This is a genomic window from Cupriavidus basilensis, assembly GCF_000876015.1.
GTDB classification, from domain to species: Bacteria; Pseudomonadota; Gammaproteobacteria; order Burkholderiales; family Burkholderiaceae; genus Cupriavidus; species Cupriavidus basilensis_B.
Genome location: NZ_BBQM01000034.1, coordinates 21113 through 42796 on the forward strand (window position 1 = coordinate 21113; position 21684 = coordinate 42796).

At 67.9% G+C, this 21684-nt stretch carries 25 protein-coding genes; 3 read left to right on the forward strand and 22 right to left on the reverse strand.

Annotation, left to right across the window (positions count from 1 at the left end):
- Positions 1 to 7 precede the first annotated feature (7 nt).
- The 8 genes from msrQ to KF708C_RS32930 form a co-directional block, all read right to left on the reverse strand.
- Positions 8 to 709, reverse strand: coding sequence for a protein-methionine-sulfoxide reductase heme-binding subunit MsrQ (gene msrQ, locus KF708C_RS32895; protein WP_082080204.1), 702 nt, complete (start codon positions 707 to 709; stop codon positions 8 to 10).
- Entirely contained in the window at positions 709 to 1713 is a 1005-nt protein-coding gene (msrP, locus tag KF708C_RS32900) for a protein-methionine-sulfoxide reductase catalytic subunit MsrP (protein ID WP_059416006.1), read from the reverse strand. The genes msrQ and msrP overlap by 1 nt, the downstream gene beginning before the upstream one ends.
- Positions 1714 to 1857: 144 nt before the next feature.
- Positions 1858 to 2670, reverse strand: coding sequence for an anti-sigma factor family protein (locus KF708C_RS32905; protein WP_059416008.1), 813 nt, complete (start codon positions 2668 to 2670; stop codon positions 1858 to 1860).
- Positions 2667 to 3233, reverse strand: coding sequence for an RNA polymerase sigma factor (locus tag KF708C_RS32910; RefSeq protein WP_059416010.1), 567 nt, complete (start codon positions 3231 to 3233; stop codon positions 2667 to 2669). Before KF708C_RS32910 ends, KF708C_RS32905 begins: the two co-directional genes overlap by 4 nt.
- 24 nt (positions 3234 to 3257) lie before the next feature.
- Positions 3258 to 3695 (reverse strand): COG4315 family predicted lipoprotein, encoded by a 438-nt coding sequence (locus KF708C_RS32915; protein ID WP_020203830.1) that lies wholly within the window; start codon positions 3693 to 3695, stop codon positions 3258 to 3260.
- 152 nt (positions 3696 to 3847) lie between these two features.
- Positions 3848 to 5029 carry a c-type cytochrome biogenesis protein CcsB gene (ccsB, locus tag KF708C_RS32920; protein WP_059416035.1) on the reverse strand — a complete coding sequence of 394 codons (1182 nt, stop codon included), beginning with the start codon at positions 5027 to 5029 and terminating at the stop codon, positions 3848 to 3850.
- Positions 5030 to 5096: 67 nt separating this feature from the next.
- Positions 5097 to 7457 (reverse strand): cytochrome c biogenesis protein ResB, encoded by a 2361-nt coding sequence (locus KF708C_RS32925; protein WP_059416012.1) that lies wholly within the window; start codon positions 7455 to 7457, stop codon positions 5097 to 5099.
- 196 nt (positions 7458 to 7653) lie between these two features.
- Positions 7654 to 8313, reverse strand: a complete 660-nt coding sequence (locus tag KF708C_RS32930; RefSeq protein WP_029043788.1) for a c-type cytochrome — start codon at positions 8311 to 8313, stop codon at positions 7654 to 7656.
- A gap of 596 nt (positions 8314 to 8909) precedes the next feature.
- Between KF708C_RS32930 and yihA the strand changes: the two genes are divergently transcribed.
- The 3 genes from yihA (at position 8910) to KF708C_RS32945 (ending at position 12259) form a co-directional block, all read left to right on the forward strand.
- Positions 8910 to 9638, forward strand: a complete 729-nt coding sequence (gene yihA, locus KF708C_RS32935; protein WP_020203834.1) for a ribosome biogenesis GTP-binding protein YihA/YsxC — start codon at positions 8910 to 8912, stop codon at positions 9636 to 9638.
- A gap of 328 nt (positions 9639 to 9966) precedes the next feature.
- The gene (hemB, locus tag KF708C_RS32940) at positions 9967 to 10959 is read left to right on the forward strand and encodes a porphobilinogen synthase (RefSeq protein ID WP_029043789.1); all 993 of its coding nucleotides are present in this window, start codon (positions 9967 to 9969) and stop codon (positions 10957 to 10959) included.
- A gap of 10 nt (positions 10960 to 10969) precedes the next feature.
- Positions 10970 to 12259 carry a magnesium transporter CorA family protein gene (locus KF708C_RS32945; protein ID WP_059416013.1) on the forward strand — a complete coding sequence of 430 codons (1290 nt, stop codon included), beginning with the start codon at positions 10970 to 10972 and terminating at the stop codon, positions 12257 to 12259.
- Positions 12260 to 12298: 39 nt separating this feature from the next.
- On the opposite strand, the gene dsbD is transcribed toward KF708C_RS32945, so the two are convergent.
- The 14 genes from dsbD to rplR all read right to left on the reverse strand — a co-directional run bounded on the left by dsbD (position 12299) and on the right by rplR (position 21679).
- Positions 12299 to 14287 (reverse strand): protein-disulfide reductase DsbD, encoded by a 1989-nt coding sequence (dsbD, locus tag KF708C_RS32950; RefSeq protein WP_082080206.1) that lies wholly within the window; start codon positions 14285 to 14287, stop codon positions 12299 to 12301.
- Between the two features lie 66 nt (positions 14288 to 14353).
- The gene (gene cutA / locus KF708C_RS32955; protein WP_043366869.1) at positions 14354 to 14689 is read right to left on the reverse strand and encodes a divalent-cation tolerance protein CutA; all 336 of its coding nucleotides are present in this window, start codon (positions 14687 to 14689) and stop codon (positions 14354 to 14356) included.
- A gap of 208 nt (positions 14690 to 14897) precedes the next feature.
- The gene (gene rplQ, locus KF708C_RS32960) at positions 14898 to 15293 is read right to left on the reverse strand and encodes a 50S ribosomal protein L17 (RefSeq protein ID WP_029043791.1); all 396 of its coding nucleotides are present in this window, start codon (positions 15291 to 15293) and stop codon (positions 14898 to 14900) included.
- Between the two features lie 163 nt (positions 15294 to 15456).
- Complete coding sequence (locus KF708C_RS32965; protein WP_017225222.1) at positions 15457 to 16437, reverse strand: DNA-directed RNA polymerase subunit alpha; 981 nt, start codon at positions 16435 to 16437, stop codon at positions 15457 to 15459.
- A gap of 181 nt (positions 16438 to 16618) precedes the next feature.
- Positions 16619 to 17242, reverse strand: coding sequence for a 30S ribosomal protein S4 (gene rpsD / locus KF708C_RS32970; RefSeq protein ID WP_020203841.1), 624 nt, complete (start codon positions 17240 to 17242; stop codon positions 16619 to 16621).
- Between the two features lie 296 nt (positions 17243 to 17538).
- Complete coding sequence (rpsK, locus tag KF708C_RS32975; RefSeq protein WP_017225223.1) at positions 17539 to 17940, reverse strand: 30S ribosomal protein S11; 402 nt, start codon at positions 17938 to 17940, stop codon at positions 17539 to 17541.
- Between the two features lie 24 nt (positions 17941 to 17964).
- Positions 17965 to 18330: a 30S ribosomal protein S13 gene (rpsM, locus tag KF708C_RS32980; protein ID WP_020203842.1), complete on the reverse strand. Its 366-nt coding sequence runs from the start codon at positions 18328 to 18330 to the stop codon at positions 17965 to 17967.
- A 19-nt stretch (positions 18331 to 18349) separates the two neighbouring features.
- Positions 18350 to 18466 carry a 50S ribosomal protein L36 gene (rpmJ, locus tag KF708C_RS35265; protein WP_008642959.1) on the reverse strand — a complete coding sequence of 39 codons (117 nt, stop codon included), beginning with the start codon at positions 18464 to 18466 and terminating at the stop codon, positions 18350 to 18352.
- Positions 18467 to 18497: 31 nt separating this feature from the next.
- Entirely contained in the window at positions 18498 to 18716 is a 219-nt protein-coding gene (infA, locus tag KF708C_RS32985) for a translation initiation factor IF-1 (protein WP_010812378.1), read from the reverse strand.
- 23 nt (positions 18717 to 18739) lie between these two features.
- On the reverse strand, positions 18740 to 20083 hold the full coding sequence (gene secY, locus KF708C_RS32990; protein WP_020203843.1) for a preprotein translocase subunit SecY: 1344 nt from the start codon (positions 20081 to 20083) through the stop codon (positions 18740 to 18742).
- Positions 20084 to 20131: 48 nt separating this feature from the next.
- On the reverse strand, positions 20132 to 20566 hold the full coding sequence (gene rplO / locus KF708C_RS32995) for a 50S ribosomal protein L15 (RefSeq protein ID WP_020203844.1): 435 nt from the start codon (positions 20564 to 20566) through the stop codon (positions 20132 to 20134).
- A gap of 20 nt (positions 20567 to 20586) precedes the next feature.
- The gene (gene rpmD, locus KF708C_RS33000) at positions 20587 to 20769 is read right to left on the reverse strand and encodes a 50S ribosomal protein L30 (RefSeq protein WP_006160440.1); all 183 of its coding nucleotides are present in this window, start codon (positions 20767 to 20769) and stop codon (positions 20587 to 20589) included.
- Between the two features lie 13 nt (positions 20770 to 20782).
- Complete coding sequence (rpsE, locus tag KF708C_RS33005) at positions 20783 to 21301, reverse strand: 30S ribosomal protein S5 (RefSeq protein WP_006160449.1); 519 nt, start codon at positions 21299 to 21301, stop codon at positions 20783 to 20785.
- Between the two features lie 21 nt (positions 21302 to 21322).
- Complete coding sequence (rplR, locus tag KF708C_RS33010) at positions 21323 to 21679, reverse strand: 50S ribosomal protein L18 (protein WP_020203846.1); 357 nt, start codon at positions 21677 to 21679, stop codon at positions 21323 to 21325.
- Positions 21680 to 21684 lie beyond the last annotated feature (5 nt).

Consider the following 21684-nt stretch of genomic DNA (forward strand, 5'->3'; position numbering starts at 1 on the left):
GAAAAGCTCAGCGCCGCGCCGCCTGCGGCGCGGGCTTGCGCCACCACCACCACGCGCGCGCCGCCAGCAGCACGAACACCACCGCGGCATAGGCCGAGACCGTGCCGAAATCGTGCTTGCCCGCCTTGTGCCACCAGTAGTGCAGGATCCCCAGCACGGCGATGGCGTAGATGGCGCGATGCAGCCATTGCCAGCGCCGGCCGCCCAGCCGGCGGACCATCGCGCTGGTCGAGGTCGCCGCCAGCGGCACCATCAGCGCGAACGCGGCAAACCCCACCGTGATGAACGGCCGCTTGGCGATGTCCTTGACCATGTAGGCCACGTCGAAGCCACGGTCCACCGCGAGCCACAGCAGGAAGTGCTGCAACGCATAGAAGAAGGCGAACAGGCCCAGCATGCGCCGCAGGCGCGCGAGCCAGTGCCATCCGGTGAGCCGGCGCAGCGGCGTCACCGCCAGCGTGGCGCACAGCATCACCAGCGTCCAGGTGCCGGTCGAGCGCGTGACGAACTCCAGCGGGTTGGCGCCGAACTCGCCGGCGAAGCCCAGCGCGAGCAGCCGCAGGAACGGCAGCAGCGCCAGCACCCACACCAGCGCCTTGATGATGCGCACGCGCCCCGGCGCCAGCGTGGCCAGGCCCGCCGGCGCGGGCCGCGCGGCGCGCCCGCTGCCCGCCCCGGCGCGCGGCGGCGACAGGTCCGGCCGCGCCATCAGAAGAACTTCCTCAGGTCCATGCCCTGGTACAGCGACGCCACCTGCGGCGCGTAGCCGTTGAACGGCAGCGTCTTGCGCTTGGGCGCGAACAGCGCGCTGAAGCCGCCGCCGCTCTTGTCCTCGCCGATGCGGCGCTCGGTGGCCTGGCTCCAGCGCGGGTGGTCCACGTCCGGGTTGACGTTGGAATAGAAGCCGTATTCCTGCGCCGCGGCCAGGTTCCAGCTGGTGCTGGGCTGCTGGTCGACGAAGCGGATCCTGACGATGGACTTGGCGCTCTTGAAGCCGTACTTCCACGGCACCACCACGCGCACCGGCGCGCCGTTCTGGTTGGGCAGCACCTCGCCGTACAGGCCGAAGGCCAGCAGGGTCAGCGGATGCATGGCCTCGTCCATGCGCAGGCCCTCGGTGTACGGCCAGTCCAGCACGCGGCTGCCCAGCCCGGGCATCTGCTTCTTGTCGGCGAGGGTGACGAATTCCACGTACTTGGCGCCGGACTGCGGCTCGACACGGCGGATCAGCTCGGCCAGCGAATAGCCGCTCCACGGGATCACCATCGACCAGCCTTCCACGCAGCGCATGCGGTAGACGCGCTCTTCCTGCGGCATCAGGCGCAGCAGCTCGTCGATGTCGTAGACCCTGGGCTTCTTCACCAGCCCCTCGACGGCAACCTGCCACGGCCGCGTGCGCAGCGTGCCGGCGTTGTGCGCCGGGTCGGACTTGTCGGTGCCGAACTCGTAGAAGTTGTTGTAGGTGGTGACGTCCTCGTAGGGCGTGCGCTTTTCCGGCACCACGTAGGCGTTGTTGGGCGCGGCCGCGAGCTTCCGGCCGCGCGGCGCCTGCGCCAGCGCGCTGCGCGCGAACCAGGGCGCCAGGGTGCTCCCGGCGGCGCCGGCCGCGGCCAGCGCCATCAGGCGGCGGCGCGATTCGAAGACACTGCGCGGCGTGATCTCGCTGGCGGCGATGTCGCCGCCGCGCAGCCATTTGGGGGAAGGGATCAGCATCGTTGGCATTCCTTGTTGCATGCAGGTTCGCGCGCGCCGGCCGGCGCCCGGCGCGCCTGTCCGGTTGGACCGCGCGCGCGCTCGCCTGGTGCCGGCGAATCGTGACATCTTTTTCGGCATCGCGGCGGCGGCCCCGCCACCGTCTCAGCCGTCCTGGTACTGGCGGTAGACCGCCTGCGCCAGCGCCAGCAGCGCCGCGCGCTCGAGCGGCCCGGCCAGCGCGAAGCCGAGGTCGCGGTCCACCCAGTAGAAGGCCGCGGCGGCACCGGCGCCGCCGGCATTGCCGGGCAGGCGCTCGAGCCGGAAAGCCGCGTCCGCCGTGCCGGGCGCCATGTGCCGCAGTTGCAGCGAGACGCGGCTGCCGTTGTCGGCCTCGTACATGAGCATGGCCGACGGGCCGCCCTCGGCCACGCCCAGGCGCCCGCCGATCAGGCGGTAGCCCTCGGCCCGCAGGTCGGGCACGCGCAGCGGCGCGCCCAGGCGCTTGGACAGCCAGGCCACCAGGTGCGCCTCGTCCGAGGCCGCCACTTCCACCGGATGGCGCACTTCCGGCGCGTAGACCACGTGGCTGGCCAGCGCCTCGCGCGCGAAGCGCTCGGCCGACGGCGCGCGCGCGGCGAGGTCGTCCGCGTGGCCGTGGGCGAGCCAGCCGGCCGCGCCGCCGGCCACCAGCGAGGCCATGCTGGCGGCCAGCGCCATGCGCCAGCCGGCCGCGCGCGCGGCCGGCCCGGCGGCACGGCCTTGCAGGCGCGGCGGCAACGCGCGCAGCGGCACCGCCTCGTTGAGCACGCCGTCGAGCGCGGCGTGCAGTTCTTGCGCCTGGCGGCGCCAGGCGCCGACGCGCCCGGCAGCCTCCGGGTGGGCCGCCAGGAACGCCTCGACCTCGGCGCGGCGGGACGGATCGAGCCGGCCGTCGGCGTAGGCATGGAGATCGGATTCGCTGATCGGCGGCATCATTTGACTCGCTGCAGTCCGGGGCCGCCTGCCCCGGTGCCGGGGCCACTGCCTGCGGCGATGCCGGCGGCCGGCGCGGCGCCGTCCATCAGTTCGCGCATCCGTTCGCGCGCGCGCGCCAGCCGCGACATCACGGTGCCGGCCGGCACGCCCAGCACCTGCGCCGCCTCGGCATAGGTGAACTGCTCCAGGCCGACCAGCAGCAGCACCGCGCGCTGGGCCTCGGGCAACTGGGCCAGCGCGCGCGCCAGGTCGAGCCGGAGGGCCGGGCCGGGCGCAGCGCTGGGTACGTCGGGCAGGGTGTCGGCAAAGGTCACGAGGTCGGCTCGCCGGTAGGCATTGATGCGCAGCCTGTGCATCATGGTCAGCAGCCAGGACAGCAGCCCGTCGGCGCCGTCACCCCACCAGGCACCCGCGCGCAGGCGGAAGCGCCAGCGGTAGCGCAGGGCGCGCTCGAGCGTGTCCTGCACCAGGTCGTCGGCCGATGCCGCATCGCCGGTCAGGCCACGCGCATGGCGCCGCAGACGCGGCGCCAGCGCCACCAGTTGGCGGTCGAAGCCGTCCACGGCCCCGGGCTGCGCGCGCCGCGCTCAGGGCGTGGCGACGTGCCAGACGTTGTTGATGTTGTCGCCAGCGCGGTCGCCCGGCTTGGCGTCCTTGGCGAAGCGGTACAGCGGCTTGCCGCGGTAGGCCCACTGCTTGGCGCCGTCGTCGCGCGTGATGATGGTGTAGCTGCCCATCGCGCTGGTGCCCGGCGACGCCAGCAGCGGCGGCCAGTTGGTGGCGCAGCCGCCGTTGCACGCGCTCTTGTCGCCGCTGTCGCGGTCGAAGGTGTAGAGCGTCAGGCCTTGCGGATCGGTCAGCGCGCCGTTGGCGACCTTCACCGTGGGCGGCATGTTGCCGGCCCCGCCAATGCCACCCATGCCCGAGCAGGCGGACAGCAGCACGGCGGAGCAGGCGAAGGCGAGCGCGGCGGGACGCGACAGCGAAGTCAGGGCAGGTACTGCAAAAAGGCGGGAACGGACCATGATGGGTGTCTCCATGCGGGTCGGCGCCGCCAGCCGGCGCCGTCCCTCCAGTAAACACCGGATGTGACGTGTTTATTCCATGCGGGCGAAAAAAAACCCGCCGGTCGGACGGCGGGTCTTCCTGGCGGCGCCGCGGCGGCGGCCCCCCGGCGTCAGAGTTCGCCGTAGCTGTGCAGGCCGGACAGGAACATGTTCACGCCGAGGAAGGCGAAGGTGGTCACGAGCAGCCCGACCAGCGCCCACCAGGCCGCCACGGTGCCGCGCAGGCCCTTCATCAGGCGCATGTGCAGCCACGCCGCGTAGTTGAGCCAGACGATCAGCGCCCAGGTTTCCTTCGGGTCCCAACTCCAGTAGCCGCCCCAGGCCTCGGCCGCCCACAGCGCGCCAAGGATGGTGGCGATGGTGAAGAAGGCGAAACCGACCGCGATCGCCTTGTACATCACATCGTCGAGCACCTCGAGCGAGGGCAGGCGGTCGGCCAGGATGCCGCGCTGCTTGAGCAGGTAGGCCGACGACACCATCGCGGCCAGCGCGAAGGTGCCGTAGCCGATGAAGTTGGCCGGCACGTGGATCTTCATCCACCAGCTTTGCAGCGCGGGCACCAGCGGCTGGATCTCGCTGGCGTCGCGGCTGACCGTGTACCAGAGCAGGAAGCCGACCGCGGCCGACACCACCAGCATCACGAACGGTCCGAGCGCGCGCGTGCCGTAGTGGCTTTCGTAGTACAGGTAAAACAGCGAGGTGATCAGCGTGAACAGCACGAACACTTCGTACAGGTTGGAGATGGGAATGTGGCCGATGTCGGCGCCGATCAGGTACGACTCGTACCAGCGCACCAGCATGCCGGTGAAGCCCAGCACCACCGCCGCCCACACCATCTTGCTGCCGATCTGCATGCCGGTCTCGGCGCGCGCCAGCAGGCCGCCCCAGTAGAACAGCGTGGACAGGAACACCAGCGCGCTCATCCACAGGATGGCCGACTGGCTCGACAGGAAATACTTGAGGAAGAAGGCCTGCTCGGCGCGCGCCAGCTGGCCGTGGTAGAGCTGGATGGCAAACAGCGCCAGCACCGCCAGCGCCACCATCAGCAGCCGCAGCGGCTTCCAGTGCCAGCCCAGCAGCGCGAAGGTCGGCACCGCGGCGATCAGCACGCCCTTGTCATAGACGTTCATCCACTCGCCGTAGCGCGCGAGCGCGAAGCCCGCGCCCAGCGCCAGCAGCAGCGCGAACAGCCAGTCGGTCCAGCCCAGGCGGCGCAGAAACGACGGCTCCAGGTAAGCCTGGTCGCCGGCGGGGATGCCGGCGCTGGCGCGGGCGGCCGTGCTCGCCGGCATGGCCGTCCTGGCCTGATTCACATTCGAAGACATAGTGATTCCTGCTTGATTGCGGGGGCGGCCTCGTTCAATGCGCGGCCGGCGTGCCCGGGGAGGCATCGGTGGTGCCGCCCGCGCTGCCTGCATCGCTCGTACCGTTGTCGTCGCTCTTATTGTTCTCTTCGCTTGTGTCGCGCTTGTTGCCGTTGCTGCTGTCGTTGCTGCTGCTGTTACCGTTTTCGCCGTCCGTGCCGCGCAGCGCGACGATGCCGGCGGCGCGGCCGACATCGTCGCGCAGCGCGGCAAACTCCTTCTCGAAGTCCAGCGTGCGGCGCTGCGTGGACATGGCCATCAGCACGTGGCTGGCGGCGCCCTGCACATTCCCGCCACCATCGGTGCTATCGGCGCCATCGGCGCCATCGCCCGCCGGGTCCTTGACCCACAGCCAGACGCGGCGCTCGCGGATGTAGAACATGGAAAACACGCCCAGCACCAGCAGCAGACAGCCAAGATACACGATGTTCTTTCCAGGCGCACGAGTCATCTGGAACACGCTGGCCTTGACCTCGGTGAAGTCATCCAGTTGCAGGAAAACCGGCGCCGTGTAGAAAAAACTGTCGGACAGCGCGTTGACGGCCTGCTGGATGAAAGCGCCGCTCTGCGCACTATTCGGCACCACCGGCAGGTTGTCGCGCGCGCGCGCCAGTTGCCACAGTTCCCACATCGAGCCGTTGAGGATCTTCAGCAGGACGTCGGCCGCCTTCTGCTGCTCGGCCTGCGGCACCGATTTCTCGAGGAACGCGGCGATCGCGGTGAAGCCGCCCGGCGGCGCCTGCGGGCTGCTGCGCGTGGCGCCGGCGAACAGGTCGAGCGCGCGCAGCGCGCTTTCGGCAAGCTGGCCGCGCAGGATCTCGCGCTCGGCGCCGGGCATCGACACCAGCGCGAAGCGGCGCGCCGCCTCGCCGCGCAGCGCGCGGTCCTGCAGCGCGGCGCGCAGGCGCATCCAGTCCGCCACGCTGTTCTGCTCGTCGGCGGGAATGCGCAGGTAGCGGAACGGCTCGCTGGGCGAATCGCGCATGCCGGCCAGGAACACGGTCTGGCCGTCGAGCTGCACCGGCACCATGTAGTTGTTGAATTCGCGCGCCTGGCCGTTGCGGTCGCGCAGCTTGTACTGCACCGACGGGCCCACGTTGCGCAGTTCCTTGGCGCGGTCCGGGTTGACCGCCGAGCCGAGGTGCGACTCGAGCTTCTCGTTGAACGACTTGTGCGCCACGCCGCGCGCGTCGGGCTTGCCGGAGGCGTCGGTGACGTTCTCGATGTTCATCGGGCGGAAATCGCTGAACTCCACCGTCAGGCCGTCGGCGTCGGCGGCGCTGCCGGTGCCGGCCAGCGGCGTGTTGGCGCCCACCGTGCCGGCGAAGGCGAAGGTCTTGCCGCTGCCGCCCTGCATCGGGTAGCCGACGAATTTCAGCCGGGAGCCGCCGTCCTCGAAGCTCGACTGGTAGATCGCCACGCCGTCCACCACCAGCGGCTCGTTGACCTTGACGGTGGCCTCGGTGCGGCGGCCGGTGGCGCGGTCGGTGATGATCACGTCGGAGGCGAACAGCTTGGGCATGCCGGTCGAGTAGTGCTCGACGGTGAACTTCTTGAGCGTGATGGTAAACGGCAGGTCCTGCACCAGCGCGCCGTCGGCGATGTTGAGGATGGCGGTGGACACGGTCGCGCCTTCCGGCACGAAGGCGTTGCCGCGGAAGCCCGGATTGCCCGCCGACAGGCGGTGCTGCGGCGGAATGTCGGTGATCACGGCGTTGCCGCTGATCGGCGTCTTGCCGCCGAACCACATCTGCGCGCGGATCAGCATGTCGCCGTCGAGCAGGCCGCCGATGCAGATCACCACGATGGCGGTGTGCGCGAGGATGTAGCCGAGCTTGTTGGCCGAGCCGGCCTTGGCCGCCAGCAGCGTGGCGCCCTCGTGCGGCACCGCCTTGACGCGGTAGCCGCGGTTGGACAGCAGCGCGGCGAGGCGCGCCACCGCGTCGGCGCGCGGCCGGCCGGCGTCGAACTCGGCGCGGTGGTGGAAGGCACGCAGGCTGCGCTCGCGCACGTGGTCCTTCCACGAGCGCATGTCGGTGATCATGCGGGGCGCGTTGCGCGTCAGGCACAGCGAGGTGGAGACCACCAGGAAGGCCAGGATCAGCAGGAACCACCAGGAGCCGTAGACCTTCTGCAGCGACAGCGTGTGGAACAGGTCGGCCCAGAACGGCCCGAACTGGTTGACGTAGTTGGGGTACGGCTCGTTCTGCTTGAGGACCGTGCCGATCACGCTGGCGATGGCGATCACGGTCAGCAGCGTGATGGCGAAACGCATCGAGGACAGCAGCTCCACCGTGTCGCGCAGCAGGCGGTGGGAGGTCTTCAGGTGCAGTCCTGACGTGGAAGCGGTCGACATGTGCGGTGTGGCCCGGGGCCATCAAATAAAAAGAGGGTGGGCATGCTCGCGCAGGCCACCCTCTTCGATTGCCGCCGGGCTGCTTGGTTGCGCCGGCGCGGAACGACTTTGGGAGGTGGTTTCAGGCAGAAGCCTGGCGACAGTACATCAGGCGCGGCACGCCGCGCAACGACGCCAGGGTTTCCGCCTCTACCCCTCAACGCACACCGGCGACGTAGTCGGCGACGGCCTTGATCTCGGCGTCCGACATCTTGGCGGCGATCGTGGTCATCACGGTGTTGTTCTTGCGGGTGCCCTGGCGGAATGCGACCAGCTGTGCCTCGGTGTACTCGGACCACTGGCCGCCGATGCGCGGGTACTGCGCGGGAATGCCGGCGCCGGTGGGGCCGTGGCAGGCCGCGCAGGCCGGCACGCCCTTGGCCGCGATGCCGCCGCGGTAGATCTTCTGGCCGGCCTCGATGGTGTCCTTGTTCTTGGCGGTGGCCGGCTTCAGCGACTGCTTGGCCAGGTAGGCGCCGACGTCCTTCATTTCCTGCTCGGACAGCGCCGCCGCGTACGGCGACATGATGGCGTTGCTGCGGGTCTTGGCCTTGAAGTCGTCGAGCTGCTTGTGGACGTATTCGGGATGCTGGGCGGCCAGCTTGGGATTGACGGCGGCGCCGCTGTTGCCGCCGTCGCCGTGGCAGCTCAGGCAGGCGGGCACATTGCGATCGGGCGCACCTTGCGTGTACAGCGTCTCGCCCTTGGCCGGATCGGCCTTCGCGGCGGGCTGCTCGGCTGCAGATGCCAGACCCGTCATGGCGGTTGCAGGCAGGCCCAGCGCCATGACAGCCAGAAGTTTCGCAATGCGGTTCATTCGCACACCTTCTCTGATTGTTTTGAATTCCACGGAGCATGCCGCTCAGCCTCTTGCCTGCGGTGAGGACGCGCAGGGCCGGGACTTTGACATCGGAAATTCATCACGACGGCCACCCGGCCGCCTGAACCGACAACGCCCAGACGCAACCCGGATGGCGCCGCGCCCACGCAGAACGGAATCGAAATGGCATCGAAACGAATCGTGCGGATGCGGCGGACCGTGCGAATATCCAGGTAGCGGACTTCCGGTGCCGACTTGCCCCGCTGTGCCGGCACCGGGTTCTTGGCGCCGCCGCAACGAGGCCGGAACCGCAGGCCGCGCTACCACGATGGAACGGACACGCAAGGCTTCCCCCATGCGCAATGAAGCGTGCCAAGGATGTCACGCGTCACGCAATCGGGAGGCCGTTAACCGCGTTATTGTACAATAAATCGTGTGCCGGATAGAGGATGTGCGCGCTGCGACGCGGCCCGACGCCACCCCCGGCCAACCCGGTGGCCCAAGTGCCGCCCGCCTTACTCACTTCGGCGCGACCGCGCCGGCAGCGCCAATCTCGCGCGCGCCGCCGCCGCCCCGCCTCATTGCCCACGCGCATGTCCCTCCTACACCAGGCCCGCTTCTTCGTCACCGTCAACCACCTGCGCGACCTGCCCGCCACGGCGGTGCCGGAAGTGGCCTTCGCCGGCCGCTCCAACGCCGGCAAATCGACCGCCATCAACGTGCTGTGCAACCAGAAGCGGCTGGCCTTCTCCTCGCGCACGCCGGGCCGCACCCAGCACATCAACTATTTCGCGGTGGCGCCGGTCAAGGCGCCGGACCCGCTGGCCTTCCTGGTCGACCTGCCCGGCTACGGCTACGCGCAGGTCTCGGGCTCGGCCAAGTTCCACTGGCAGGGGTTGCTCAGCGACTACGTGCAGACCCGCACGCAGCTCGCCGGCCTGGTGCTGATGATGGACGCGCGCCGCCCGTTTACCGACCTCGATTGCCAGATGGTGGAGTGGTTCCTGCCGACCGGCCGGCCCATCCACGTGCTGCTGACCAAGGCCGACAAGCTGACCAACAGCGAGAACGCCCTGGCCCTGCGCGAGACGCGCAAGATCCTGGCCGGCTACGCCGGGCAGCTCGACACGCCGGTGGCGCTGACGGCGCAGTTGTTCTCCAGCCTCAAGCGGCGCGGCATCGAGGAAGCGCAGCGCGTGGTGGCCGGCTGGATGGGACTGCCCGAGGCGCAGCCGGCGGCGGCGCCGGGAACGGAACCGGAGACCGGGCCGGGAACCGAACCGGCACCGGCCGAAGGCGCGCCGGACCCGGCCGCGGAATAGCCACGGAATACCCGCCGCCGCGTACCCGGCGCTGCGCAAAAAAAACCCCGTTGCAAGCAACGGGGGCGAACTTTCCCGCCGGTTGAGGGCGGGTACCCGCTCAGGGAGGAGTAGCGGGGGACGCTGCATCGCGCAAGCGCAACACAGGGTGTCCGCGAGTATGATAGCGGGCACGATCAAAAGTTTAGTTTTTCTTGCCCGGCAGCCTGCCCGATCACGCGCGCGCCACATCGCGGCTGGCGGCGGCCATGTCCAGCCTCTGCGCCATCTCCGCCCATCTCCTGCCGACCGGTCCCGATTTTTTCTCCCGACTCCCTCACCTCAAGCCATGTCCACTTTCCCCGAGTACCGTCCGCGCCGCATGCGCCGCGATGATTTCTCGCGCCGGCTGATGCGCGAAAACCGCCTGTCGCCGGACAACCTGATCTACCCGGTGTTCATCCTCGACGGCCACAACCAGCGCCAGAGCGTGGCGTCCATGCCGGGCGTGGAGCGCGTCTCGGTGGACCTGCTGCTGCCGGTGGCGGAGGATTGCGTGAAGCTGGGCATTCCGGTGATCGCGCTGTTCCCGGTGATCGACCCGTCGCTCAAGACGCCGGACGGCATCGAGGCCACCAATGCCGAAGGCCTGATCCCGCGCGCCGTGCGCGCGCTCAAGGACCGCTTCCCCGAACTGGGCGTGCTCACCGACGTGGCGCTGGACCCGTACACCAGCCACGGCCAGGACGGCGTGCTCGACGACAACGGCTACGTGATCAACGACATCACCGTCGAGATCCTGGTCAGGCAGGCGCTCACGCAGGCCGAGGCCGGCGTGGACATCGTGGCGCCGTCCGACATGATGGACGGCCGCATCGGCGCGGTGCGCGCCGCGCTCGAGAACGACGCCCACATCCACACCCGCATCATGGCCTACTCGGCCAAGTACGCGTCGGCGTTCTACGGCCCCTTCCGCGACGCGGTGGGCTCGGCGGCCAACCTGGGCAAGGGCAACAAGATGACCTACCAGATGGACCCGGCCAATACCGACGAGGCCCTGCGCGAAGTGGCGCAGGACATCATGGAAGGCGCCGACATGGTGATGGTCAAGCCCGGCATGCCGTACCTGGACATCGTGCGCCGCGTGAAGGACGAATTCCGCTTCCCGACCTACGTCTACCAGGTCAGCGGCGAGTACGCGATGCTCAAGGCCGCCGCGCAGAACGGCTGGCTGGACCACGACAAGGTCATGATGGAGTCGCTGCTGGCCTTCCGCCGCGCTGGCGCCGACGGCATCCTGACCTACTTCGCGCGCGACGCGGCCCGCCTGCTCACGCGCTGAACCGGCACGGATGCAACTGCTAGGCTTCTCCGCCAGCCAGGTCCACCAGCTCGCCTCGCTCGACGAGGCGCGCGACTTCCTCGCCGGCAACGCGGCGGCGCGCTTCGTGTGGGTCGACACGCCGATCGAGGAAGTCGGCGCGGCGCCGGCCGCGTGGCGCGACAGCGTGCAGGTGCTGACCGGCGCGCCGGTGCTGGACCTGCATCTGCTCGACGCCACCAACCCGTCGCATCCGTCGTATTTCGACACGACCCATGCCTACGACATGGTGGTCTTCCGCAAGCTCACCTTCGAGACCAGCCGGCTGATCGCCGAGGCCGGCGGCGAGCCGGCGCCGGCGAACGCGGCGGCACCGGCCATGCCGAATGCACCGACGCCACCGGTAGGGCCGGCGGCCAACGCGGCGACAACGCTCGCCACCACGGCCGCCCGGCCGGCCGCGGCCAAGCCGCGCCGCTACCCGCCGGGCTTCCTGCCAGCACTCGCGCGCATCGACACCCAGCCGGTCACCTGCTTCGTGTTCGACAACGTGCTGCTGACGGTGCGGCCGGCGCAGTCGCGCACGCTCGACCAGGTGCGCCAGCGGCTGCTCGAGCTATGCCGCGAGCCGCGCCCGCAGCCGGCCGGCAAGGCGCGCGCCAACGGGCAGGCCGCGCTGGTGCACGGCATCCGCCCGCCGACGCGCCCCGAGGACCTGATGCTGCGGCTGCTCAACGCGATGGTGGACCGCTACCTGGAGCTGCGCGCGCCGCTCACGCGCCAGCTCGACCGCTGGCAGCGCGCGCTGCTCAGCACGCGCCGCAGTTTCTCCAGCTGGGAAGGACTGCTCGACGCGCGCATCGAGCTGCGCCGGCTCGAGCATCTGTGCGAGGAGCAGCACGACGCGCTGCAGGAATTCCGCGACAGCCTGCTCGACAACAGCTACAGCATCGAAAGCGAGGGACAGTCCGGCCCGGCCGGCCGCGACGATGCGCTGCTGGTGCGCATCAACGACGTGATGGAGCACATCTCGCGCGTGCTCGCGCACGCGCGCCGGCTCGAGGACTCGATCGAATCCGCGGTGCAGATCCATTTCTCGGCGGTGGCGCACCGCACCAACCGCACCATGCGCACGCTGACGCTGATCACCGCGCTGTTCATGCCGCTGACCCTGATCACCGGCATCTTCGGCATGAACTTCGAGCGCATGCCGTGGCTGCGCGAGCCGCAGGGCTTCTGGTGGTCGCTGGGGCTGATGGGCGCGGTGGTGGTGGTGCTGGGCGTGGTGTGGGCGCTGGGGCGGCGGCTGGAGCAGAACTGAACCGCTCCCGGCCCGTACCGGATCCGGATCCGCGCCGGCTCAGGCGCTGGCGTTGGCGCCGAACGCGCGCGACAGGCTGTCGAGAAAGCGCGCGGCCGGCTGGTAGCCGATCACGCGCACCGGCCGCTCGCGCCCGTCGGCGCCGTACAGGATGATGCCGGGCGGGCCAAACAGGCCGAAACGCTTGAGCAGCGCGCGGTCGTCGGCATTGTTGCGGGTGACGTCGGCCTGCAGCATCACCACGCCGGACAGGCGCGCGCGCACGCGCTCGTCGCTGAACGTGAAGCGCTCCATCTCCTTGCAGCTCACGCACCAGTCCGCGTAGAAATCCAGCAGCACCGGCTGGCCGGCAGCGGCGGCCCGCGCCACGCGCGCGTCGAGTTCGGCCAGCGAGCGCACGCGCTCGAAGCGCACCTCGGGCAGCCGGCCGGCGGTGGCCTCCGGAACCGCCCGCAGCGCCGCCAGGTGCGCCAGCGGCTGCAGCGGATCGCGGCCGCCCGAGGCCAGCCCCAGCAGCAGGATGGCGGCGGCCAGCGCGGCCAGCAGGCCAAGGCCCTTGCCCACGCGGGCCAGCCCGTGCGGATCCGGGCCGAGCGCGTCGAAGGCGCTCAGGAACACCGCGCCCACCAGCAGCAGCGCGGCCCAGCCCGTCATCAGGGCCCAGGCCGGCAGCACCGGGCTGACCATCCATAGCGCCACGCCCAGCAGCAGGAAACCGAAGAAGCGCTTGGTCATCTCCATCCAGCGGCCGGCGCGCGGCAGCAGGTTGCCCGCGCCCACGCCCACCAGCACCAGCGGCACGCCCATACCGAGCGCCATCGCGAACAGCGCGCCACCGCCGGTGACGGCGTCGCCGGTGCGCGCGATATAGGCCAGCGCGCCCGCCAGCGGCGCCGTCACGCAGGGGCCGACGATCAGCGCGGAGATCGCGCCCATGACCGCGGCGCCCACCAGTTGCCCGCCCTGGCGGCGATTGGACGATTCGGTCAGGCGGGCCTGCCAGTGCTGCGGCAACTGCAGCTCGTACAGGCCGAACATGGAGAGCGACAGGGCCACCATCAGCGCGGCGAACAGCGCCAGCACCCAGGGCGCCTGCAACGCCGCCGACAGGCCTTCGCCAAGCAGGCCGGCGGCCACGCCGACGCCGGTGTAGACCACCGCCATGCCGAGCACGTAGGACAGCGACACCAGCAGCGCGCGGCCGCGCGTGACGTGCTCGCCCACCACGATGGAAGACAGGATGGGCACCATCGGCAGCACGCACGGCGTGAAGGTCAACAGCAGGCCGAGGCCGAAGAACAGCGCGGCGACCAGGCCGAGGTTGCGGCTGGCCAGCGCGCCGGCGATGCGGTCGTTCTCATCCACCGCGGCCGCCAGGCGCGCGGCGGGAGCCGGAGCGGCCGGCGCGGCGCCGGCACTGTCGGCACTGTCGACGCCACCCGCGCCTTCCGCCTGCGCGGCGGCGCCCGCGGGGCTGGACTCGGGCCTGGCGCGCTTGCCGAACAGGCCGTCCAGCATGCCGCCGCCGACCTTGAAGACGTGCTCCTGCGGCGGGTAGCACAGGCCCTTGTCGGCGCAGCCCTGCGAAGTCACCGCCAGCGACCACTTGCCGTCGGCGGGCAGCGACGCGACCGGCACGCGGATGGTCACGCCACCGTGATAGGTCTCCATCTCCTTGCCGAAGGTCTCGTCGAACTTGACCTTGCCGGGCGGAAAGACCGGCGTGCCGAGCCTGACCGAGGCCGGCTGCGCGGCGAACGCGAAGCGGTCGCGGTAGAGGTAGTAGCCGTCGGCCACGTAGAAGCGGACCTCGACGGTCTGCGGGTCCAGCTGGCGCGCGGCAAAGCGGAAGGCCTGCTCGGGCGGCAGGAAATCGTCCTCGCTCGCGGCATGCGCGGTGCCGCCGAGGCAGAGGCAAAGCACGGCCAGCAGCGCCGCCGACAGCGCTACCAGGAAACGCGCCGCGGCACTTTGCCGCACCACCGCGAACCGGTGGCCAAACGCGCCCGACGCCACTGCGAAACCCATGCTCTGTCCTTGAAAATCGTTGGTTCATCCGACCGCCGCGGGCATCGCCGCCGCGGCCGGCCGTTGCTACGCCTGTGTGTCCCCGCCTGCGGCCGGGCGCGTTTCCGCGGCCACCCAGGCGAGGTAGGGCGCGAAGCCCGCCGCCACGGGCAGCGCGACGATCTCCGGCACCTCGTAGGGATGGGCCTGGCGGATCGCCGCTTCCAGCGCGGCGTAGCGGTCGCGCGTGGTCTTGATCAGCAGCGGCCATTCGCTGGCGGTCTCGAGCTGGCCGCGCCACCAGTATTCCGACTCGCACGGCGCGAGCCGGTTCACGCAGGCCGCCAGGCGCGAGGCGAGCACGGCGCGCGCCACGCGCGCGGCGGCCTCGGCATCGGGCAGCGCCGTCATCACCAGCAGCATCGTCCGGCCCGGATCGTCCGCCGCGCCCGGATCGCCCGGATCGCCGGTCCCGCCCGTTCCGCCCATCTCGCCGTCGCTCATCGCTCGTCTCTCACTCGCCACGCGGCTCCGCAAAACAAAAGAGCCAGGCATCAGCCTGGCTCGATTGTAAGCGGTGTCCGCGCCTGCCGCCGGGACCGATGGTCGCGGCGGCGGGACGGCATCGACCTTATTCCGCGGCTTCTTCGGCCGGGGCTTCGGTGATTTCCGGACGGTCGACCAGCTCGACCAGCGCCATCGGCGCATTGTCGCCCTGGCGGAAGCCGAACTTCAGGATACGCGTGTAGCCACCCGGACGGGCGTTGTAGCGCGGGCCCAGTTCGGTGAACAGCTTGGTGACGATGTCGCGGTCGCGCAGGCGGGCGAAGGCCAGGCGGCGGTTGGCAACGGTGTCCTTCTTGGCCAGCGTGATGAGGGGCTCGACGACCTTGCGCAGTTCCTTGGCCTTGGGCAGGGTGGTCTTGATCAGCTCGTGCTGGAACAGCGAGTTGGACATGTTGCGCAGCATCGCGAGACGGTGCGACGAGGTGCGGTTCAGTTTCCGCAAACCATGACGGTGACGCATGATGATTCCTTTATTGCAATGTTTGACCAGCTCTTCTATCGCTTGGCCGGGACATTCCCCGGTTCGGCGCGGGCCGGTAGTCGGTTGAAGCGGCCGGCACATGCCGGCTGCCGGAATCGCCGCGCGCCGCGCGGGGACCAGCCCCGCGCGGCACGCAGCGACATTACTTCTCGAGGCCTGCGGGCGGCCAGTTCTCGAGCTTCATGCCAAGGGTCAGGCCGCGCGAAGCCAGCACTTCCTTGATTTCGTTGAGCGACTTGCGACCCAGGTTCGGGGTCTTCAGCAGCTCGTTCTCGGTACGCTGGATCAGGTCGCCGATGTAGTAGATGTTCTCGGCCTTCAGGCAGTTGGCCGAGCGCACCGTCAGCTCCAGGTCGTCGACCGGGCGCAGCAGGATCGGGTCGATCTGCGGCGTGCGGCTCGAGGCGGCTTCCGCCGACGACTCGGTGCCTTCCAGCGCGGCGAACACGGACAGCTGGTCGACCAGGATGCGGGCCGACTGGCGGATCGCTTCCTCGGGCGAGATCACGCCGTCGGTCTCGATGTTCATGACCAGCTTGTCGAGGTCGGTACGCTGCTCGACGCGGGCCGATTCCACCGCGTACGACACGCGGCGCACCGGCGAGAACGAGGCGTCCAGCACGATGCGGCCGATGACCTTGCCCGATTCGTCGCCGAACTTGCGCACGTTGCCCGGCACGTAGCCGCGGCCCTGCTCGACCTTGATCTGCATGTCGAGCTTGCCGCCGGCCGACAGGTGAGCGATCACGTGGCCGGGGTTGATGATCTCGACGTCGTGCGGCAGCTCGATGTCGGCAGCCGTGACCACGCCTTCGCCTTCCTTGCGCAGCGACACCGTGACTTCGTCGCGGTTGTGCAGCTTGAAGACCACGCCCTTCAGATTGAGCAGCAGGTTGACCACGTCTTCCTGCACGCCATCGATGGTGGAGTACTCGTGGACCACCCCAGCGATCGTGACTTCGGTCGGGGCGTAGCCGACCATCGACGACAGCAGCACGCGACGCAGGGCGTTACCGAGCGTATGGCCGTAGCCACGCTCGAACGGCTCCATCACGACCTTGGCGTGGTGGTCGCCCAGCGGCTCTACGGCGATGATTTTAGGCTTGAGGAGTGCTGTTTGCATTAGGTTGTCCTTTTCAATACCCTCGGCTCGTTACACCGATAAGGCTGACGTATGGAACCTGAAAATCCCATCGTACGATGGGCAATAAGCCCGGCGCGCGGCAGCGCGTCGGGCTGAAAGTGAAGCTTGACGGGAAACGCAAGCCCCTGACCGTTCGATGGTGTCGGACAGATTCGAGCGATTAGCGCGAATACAATTCGACGATCAGGCTTTCGTTGATGTCACCCGAGATATCGGCGCGGTCCGGCACTTGCTTGAACGTGCCTTCGAACTTCTTCGCGTCAACGCTGACCCATTGCGGGAAACCCGACTGCTCGGCCAGCGACAGGGCCTCGGCGATGCGGACTTGCTTCTTCGACTGCTCGCGGATGGTGATGACGTCACCGGCCTTGACCTGTGCCGACGGCACGTTCAGGGCCTGGCCGTTCAGCAGGATCGCCTTGTGCGAGACCAGCTGGCGCGCTTCGGCGCGGGTCGAGCCGAAGCCCATGCGGTAGACGACGTTGTCCAGGCGCGATTCCAGCAGTTGCAGCAGCTTCTCGCCGGTGTTGCCCTTGCGGCGGTCGGCTTCGGCGAAGTAGCGGCGGAACTGGCGCTCGAGCACGCCGTAGATGCGCTTGACCTTCTGCTTTTCACGCAGCTGGTTGCCGTAGTCGGAGGTGCGTGCACCGGAGGTGCGGCCGTGCTGGCCCGGCTTGCTGTCCAGCTTGCACTTGTCGGCAAGCGAGCGGCGTGCGCTCTTCAGGAACAGGTCGGTACCTTCACGGCGGGAGAGTTTGGCCTTCGGGCCGATATAACGTGCCACTTTATCTTCCTTCCTGATCGATCGCGGCGCCTTCTGTACGCGCCGCGAGTCCGCCTGCTCCGCCCTTGCGGGGCGCCGAGTGGCGGACGGTGGGCTTATCCAGCGCACGCCCCGCAGGGTGCGCGCAAAAGCATGACTGGCTGCGCCGGGCCGCGGAACAAGGCTTCGATCCGACAAACGCAAGGCGCAAAACGAAAACCTGCCGCAAAGCTGATGCAGCAGGTGAACGTACGATAGTACCACACCGGAACACCGGCAGGAAAACCCCGCCGGCTATCCGGGTACGACGGCGTCGCTCAGATGCGGCGGCGCTTCGGCGGACGGCAGCCGTTGTGCGGCACCGGCGTCACGTCTTCGATCACCGAGATCTTGATGCCCAGCGCGTTCAGCGCGCGGACAGCGGATTCACGGCCAGGGCCGGGGCCCTTGATGCGCACGTCCAGGTTCTTGATGCCCTGGTCTTGCGCCACGCGGCCGGCGTTCTCGGCTGCGACCTGGGCTGCGAACGGGGTCGACTTGCGCGAACCCTTGAAGCCCTGGCCACCCGAGGTCGCCCACGCCAGGGCATTGCCCTGACGGTCGGTGATCGTGATGATGGTGTTGTTGAACGAAGCGTGGACGTGCGCAATGCCGTCGGCAACGTTCTTCTTGACCTTCTTACGCGCGCGCTGGGCGGCGTTGTTCGGACCTTTTGCCATTAGTTTCTTCCTCTGCCTTCGGCTTTACTTCTTCAGAGCCACGCCGGCCTTACGCGGACCCTTGCGGGTACGGGCGTTGGTGCGGGTGCGCTGACCGCGCATCGGGAGGCCCCTGCGGTGACGGACGCCACGATAGCAACCAAGGTCCATCAGACGCTTGATGTTCATCGTGGTTTCACGACGCAGGTCACCCTCGACCGTGGCCTTGCCGACTTCGTCACGAAGCTTTTCCAGGTCGGCGTCGGTCAGGTCCTTGACCTTCTTGTCAAACGGAACGCCGGTGGCCTCGCAAATCTTGCGGGCGCGCGAGCGGCCGATACCGTAAATAGCCGTCAGGCCGATCTCGGTATGCTTGTGGTTCGGGATGTTAACCCCTGCGATACGTGCCATTCGTCAATCCTCTTTACGATTAGCCTTGGCGTTGCTTGTGGCGGGGATCCGACGAGCAGATCACGCGCACGACACCGTTGCGCTTGATGATTTTGCAGTTGCGGCAAATGCGCTTAACAGAAGCCAGCACTTTCATGATTTTCCTCTTCCTTCAATTCCTGTTCGCTTCACTTCGTCCGAAAGACGATACGCGCGCGTGACAGATCATATGGAGTCAGCTCAACCGTCACCTTGTCACCCGGAAGAATCCGGATGTAGTTCATTCTCATCTTCCCGGAGATGTGGCCCAGCACTACGTGGCCATTCTCCAGTTTGACTCGGAACGTCGCATTGGGAAGGTTTTCCAGGACCTCCCCCTGCATCTGGATGACGTCGTCTTTTGCCATACCTAGCCCGTACCGACCCGGCTTCAGCGCAAGGTCAAATTACCCTTGAAATTCGCTTTCTTCAGCAGGGACTCATATTGCTGCGACATGACATAGGACTGGACCTGGGCCATGAAATCCATCGTGACGACCACGATGATCAGCAGCGAGGTTCCGCCAAAATAGAACGGAACGTTCCAGCGCAGTACCAGGAATTCCGGCAACAGGCAGACCAGTGTGATGTAGATCGCACCAGCCAGCGTCAGACGCACAAGGATCTTGTCGATGTAGCGCGTCGTCTGCTCGCCCGGACGAATGCCCGGAATGAAGGCACCGCTTTTCTTCAGGTTGTCCGCCACTTCACGGCTGTTGTACACCAGGGCCGTATAGAAGAAGCAGAAAAATACAATCGCAGCAGCGTACAGCAGGATGTAGACCGGCTGGCCCGGCGACAGCGTTGCCGCCAGGTCCTTGATGAACCGGCCCGCAGCGCCCGTCGAGTCAGAGGTGAACCAGCCCGCGATGGTCGCCGGGAACAGGATGATCGACGATGCGAAGATCGGCGGAATCACCCCGGCCATGTTCAGCTTCAGCGGCAGGTGCGACGACTGGCCGCCGTACACCTTGTTGCCGACCTGACGCTTGGCATAGTTCACCAGGATCTTGCGCTGGCCGCGCTCGACGAACACCACGGCGAAAGTCACGCCGGCGATGATCGCCACGATCAGGATCGACGCGATGATGCTCATCGAACCGGTGCGAACCAGCTCGAAGAGACCGCCGATCGCGTTGGGCAGGCCCGCCGCGATACCGCCGAAGATGATGATCGAGATGCCGTTGCCCAGACCCCGCTCGGTGATCTGCTCACCCAGCCACATCAGGAACATCGTGCCGGTCACCAGCGTGATCACCGCCGTGGCCCGGAACATCAGCCCCGGGTCGATCACCAGGCCAGGCTGGGATTCCAGCGCGACCGCGATCGACAGCGCCTGGAAGGTGGCCAGGACCACCGTGCCGTAGCGCGTGTACTGCGTGATCTTGCGTTGACCCGCCTGCCCTTCCTTCTTCAGCGACTCCAGCTGCGGCAGCACGATCGTCAGCAACTGCATGATGATCGACGCCGAGATGTACGGCATGATGCCGAGCGCGAAGACGGTAAAGCGCGACAGCGCACCGCCCGAGAACAGGTTGAACATCCCGAGGATGCCACCCGACTGACTCTGGAAAAGCTTCGCGAGCTGTTCAGGATCGATGCCCGGCACCGGAATATGCGCTCCGATGCGGTACACGATCAAGGCCAGCACCAGGAACATCAGCCGGCGCTTGAGGTCGCCGTACTTCGCCGTGTTCTTGGCTTGCGTGCTTGCATTGGGTTTCGCCGTGGCCAAACGATGCTCCGACTGTGACTCGCCTATGCTGCGAAATCAGCTGCTAAATTACGCCGCGATCTGACCGCCGGCGGCTTCGATCGCAGCCTTGGCGCCAGCGGTGGCACCCAGACCCTTGATCGTCACCTTGCGGGTCAGCTCACCGGCCTTGATGACCTTGGCGCTCTTGACCAGATCAGCCACCAGGCCAGCCTGCTTCAGAACCAGCAGGTCCACTTCGGCCGCTTCCAGACGCTCGATGTCGCGCAGGCTCACCTCGGCGGTGAATTCCTTCGTCAGCGAGGTGAAGCCGCGCTTCGGCAGGCGACGATACAGCGGCATTTGACCGCCTTCGAAGCCGACCTTGTGGAAGCCGCCCGAACGCGACTTCTGACCCTTGTGGCCACGACCGGCAGTCTTGCCCAGGCCGGAGCCGATACCGCGGCCGACGCGACGCTTGGCGTGCTTCGAACCGGCGGCCGGTTTCAGGTTGTTCAGTTGCATCTTGCTCTCCGTGTCCGGTATCAGGCCAGAACCTTGACCAGGTACGACACCTTGTTGATCATGCCGCGCACGGCGGGCGTGTCCTGCAGCTCCGACACCGAGTTGATGCGGCGCAGGCCCAGGCCACGGACGGTGGCGCGATGATCCTCGCGCGTGCCGATCAGGCTGCGCACGAGTTGCACTTTTACGGTTTGTTGCGACATTTCGTCCGACTCCTTAACCGAGGATGTCTTCGACCGACTTGCCGCGCTTCGCGGCGATCTCGCCCGGCGTGCTCATCTTCTGAAGACCGTCCAGCGTGGCGCGAACCATGTTGTACGGATTGGTCGAGCCGTGCGACTTGGTCACCACGTTGGTGACGCCCATCACTTCGAAAATCGCGCGCATCGGGCCGCCGGCGATCACGCCGGTACCTTCCTTGGCCGGCATCATCAGCACCTTGGCGGCGCCGTGCTTGCCCACGACTTCGTGTTGCAGCGTGCCGTTCTTGAGCGAGACCTTGACCATCTTGCGACGGGCTTCGTCCATTGCCTTCTGAACTGCCACCGGCACTTCCTTGGCCTTGCCCTTGCCCATGCCGATGCGGCCATCGCCGTCACCGACCACGGTCAGCGCAGCGAAACCGAGAATCCGGCCGCCCTTCACCACCTTGGTGACGCGGTTGACCGAGATCATCTTCTCGCGGAGGCCGTCGTCGCGTTCGTCCTGCTGGACTTTTGCTTGCATCTTTGCCATGACGTATCTCTCTTTGTGCGCTTAGAACTTGAGGCCGGCTTCACGCGCAGCGTCGGCCAGGGCCTTCACGCGACCGTGGAAGCGGAAGCCGCCGCGATCGAACGCAACGGTCTCCACGCCGGCAGCCTTCGCCTTCTCGGCGATGCGCTTGCCGATCAGGCTCGCAGCGGCGGCGGTAGCACCGCTGCCGGTCAGTTCCTTGCGCACTTCTGCCTCGACGGTCGAAGCCGAAGCCAGCACTTGCGTGCCGCACGGCGAGTAGACCTGGGCGTAAATATGCGAATTCGTACGGAACACGGTCAGACGATTGACTTTCAGTTCCGCGATCTTGGCGCGGGTCTGACGTGCACGGCGCAAACGAGCGTCTTTCTTGTTCATGATTG

Excerpts from the sequence above, each read along its gene's own strand:
- msrQ (WP_082080204.1), bottom strand. The coding sequence starts at position 709 with ATGGCGCGGCCGGACCTGTCGCCGCCGCGCGCCGGGGCGGGCAGCGGG.
- msrP (WP_059416006.1), bottom strand. The coding sequence starts at position 1,713 with ATGCTGATCCCTTCCCCCAAATGGCTGCGCGGCGGCGACATCGCCGCC.
- KF708C_RS32905 (WP_059416008.1), bottom strand. The coding sequence starts at position 2,670 with ATGATGCCGCCGATCAGCGAATCCGATCTCCATGCCTACGCCGACGGC.
- KF708C_RS32915 (WP_020203830.1), bottom strand. The coding sequence starts at position 3,695 with ATGGTCCGTTCCCGCCTTTTTGCAGTACCTGCCCTGACTTCGCTGTCG.
- ccsB (WP_059416035.1), bottom strand. The coding sequence starts at position 5,029 with ATGCCGGCGAGCACGGCCGCCCGCGCCAGCGCCGGCATCCCCGCCGGC.
- KF708C_RS32925 (WP_059416012.1), bottom strand. The coding sequence starts at position 7,457 with ATGTCGACCGCTTCCACGTCAGGACTGCACCTGAAGACCTCCCACCGC.
- KF708C_RS32930 (WP_029043788.1), bottom strand. The coding sequence starts at position 8,313 with ATGAACCGCATTGCGAAACTTCTGGCTGTCATGGCGCTGGGCCTGCCT.
- yihA (WP_020203834.1), top strand. The coding sequence starts at position 8,910 with ATGTCCCTCCTACACCAGGCCCGCTTCTTCGTCACCGTCAACCACCTG.
- hemB (WP_029043789.1), top strand. The coding sequence starts at position 9,967 with ATGTCCACTTTCCCCGAGTACCGTCCGCGCCGCATGCGCCGCGATGAT.
- KF708C_RS32945 (WP_059416013.1), top strand. The coding sequence starts at position 10,970 with ATGCAACTGCTAGGCTTCTCCGCCAGCCAGGTCCACCAGCTCGCCTCG.
- dsbD (WP_082080206.1), bottom strand. The coding sequence starts at position 14,287 with ATGGGTTTCGCAGTGGCGTCGGGCGCGTTTGGCCACCGGTTCGCGGTG.
- cutA (WP_043366869.1), bottom strand. The coding sequence starts at position 14,689 with ATGCTGCTGGTGATGACGGCGCTGCCCGATGCCGAGGCCGCCGCGCGC.
- rplQ (WP_029043791.1), bottom strand. The coding sequence starts at position 15,293 with ATGCGTCACCGTCATGGTTTGCGGAAACTGAACCGCACCTCGTCGCAC.
- KF708C_RS32965 (WP_017225222.1), bottom strand. The coding sequence starts at position 16,437 with ATGCAAACAGCACTCCTCAAGCCTAAAATCATCGCCGTAGAGCCGCTG.
- rpsK (WP_017225223.1), bottom strand. The coding sequence starts at position 17,940 with ATGGCAAAAGGTCCGAACAACGCCGCCCAGCGCGCGCGTAAGAAGGTC.
- rpsM (WP_020203842.1), bottom strand. The coding sequence starts at position 18,330 with ATGGCACGTATCGCAGGGGTTAACATCCCGAACCACAAGCATACCGAG.
- rpmJ (WP_008642959.1), bottom strand. The coding sequence starts at position 18,466 with ATGAAAGTGCTGGCTTCTGTTAAGCGCATTTGCCGCAACTGCAAAATC.
- infA (WP_010812378.1), bottom strand. The coding sequence starts at position 18,716 with ATGGCAAAAGACGACGTCATCCAGATGCAGGGGGAGGTCCTGGAAAAC.
- rplO (WP_020203844.1), bottom strand. The coding sequence starts at position 20,566 with ATGCAACTGAACAACCTGAAACCGGCCGCCGGTTCGAAGCACGCCAAG.
- rpmD (WP_006160440.1), bottom strand. The coding sequence starts at position 20,769 with ATGTCGCAACAAACCGTAAAAGTGCAACTCGTGCGCAGCCTGATCGGC.
- rpsE (WP_006160449.1), bottom strand. The coding sequence starts at position 21,301 with ATGGCAAAGATGCAAGCAAAAGTCCAGCAGGACGAACGCGACGACGGC.
- rplR (WP_020203846.1), bottom strand. The coding sequence starts at position 21,679 with ATGAACAAGAAAGACGCTCGTTTGCGCCGTGCACGTCAGACCCGCGCC.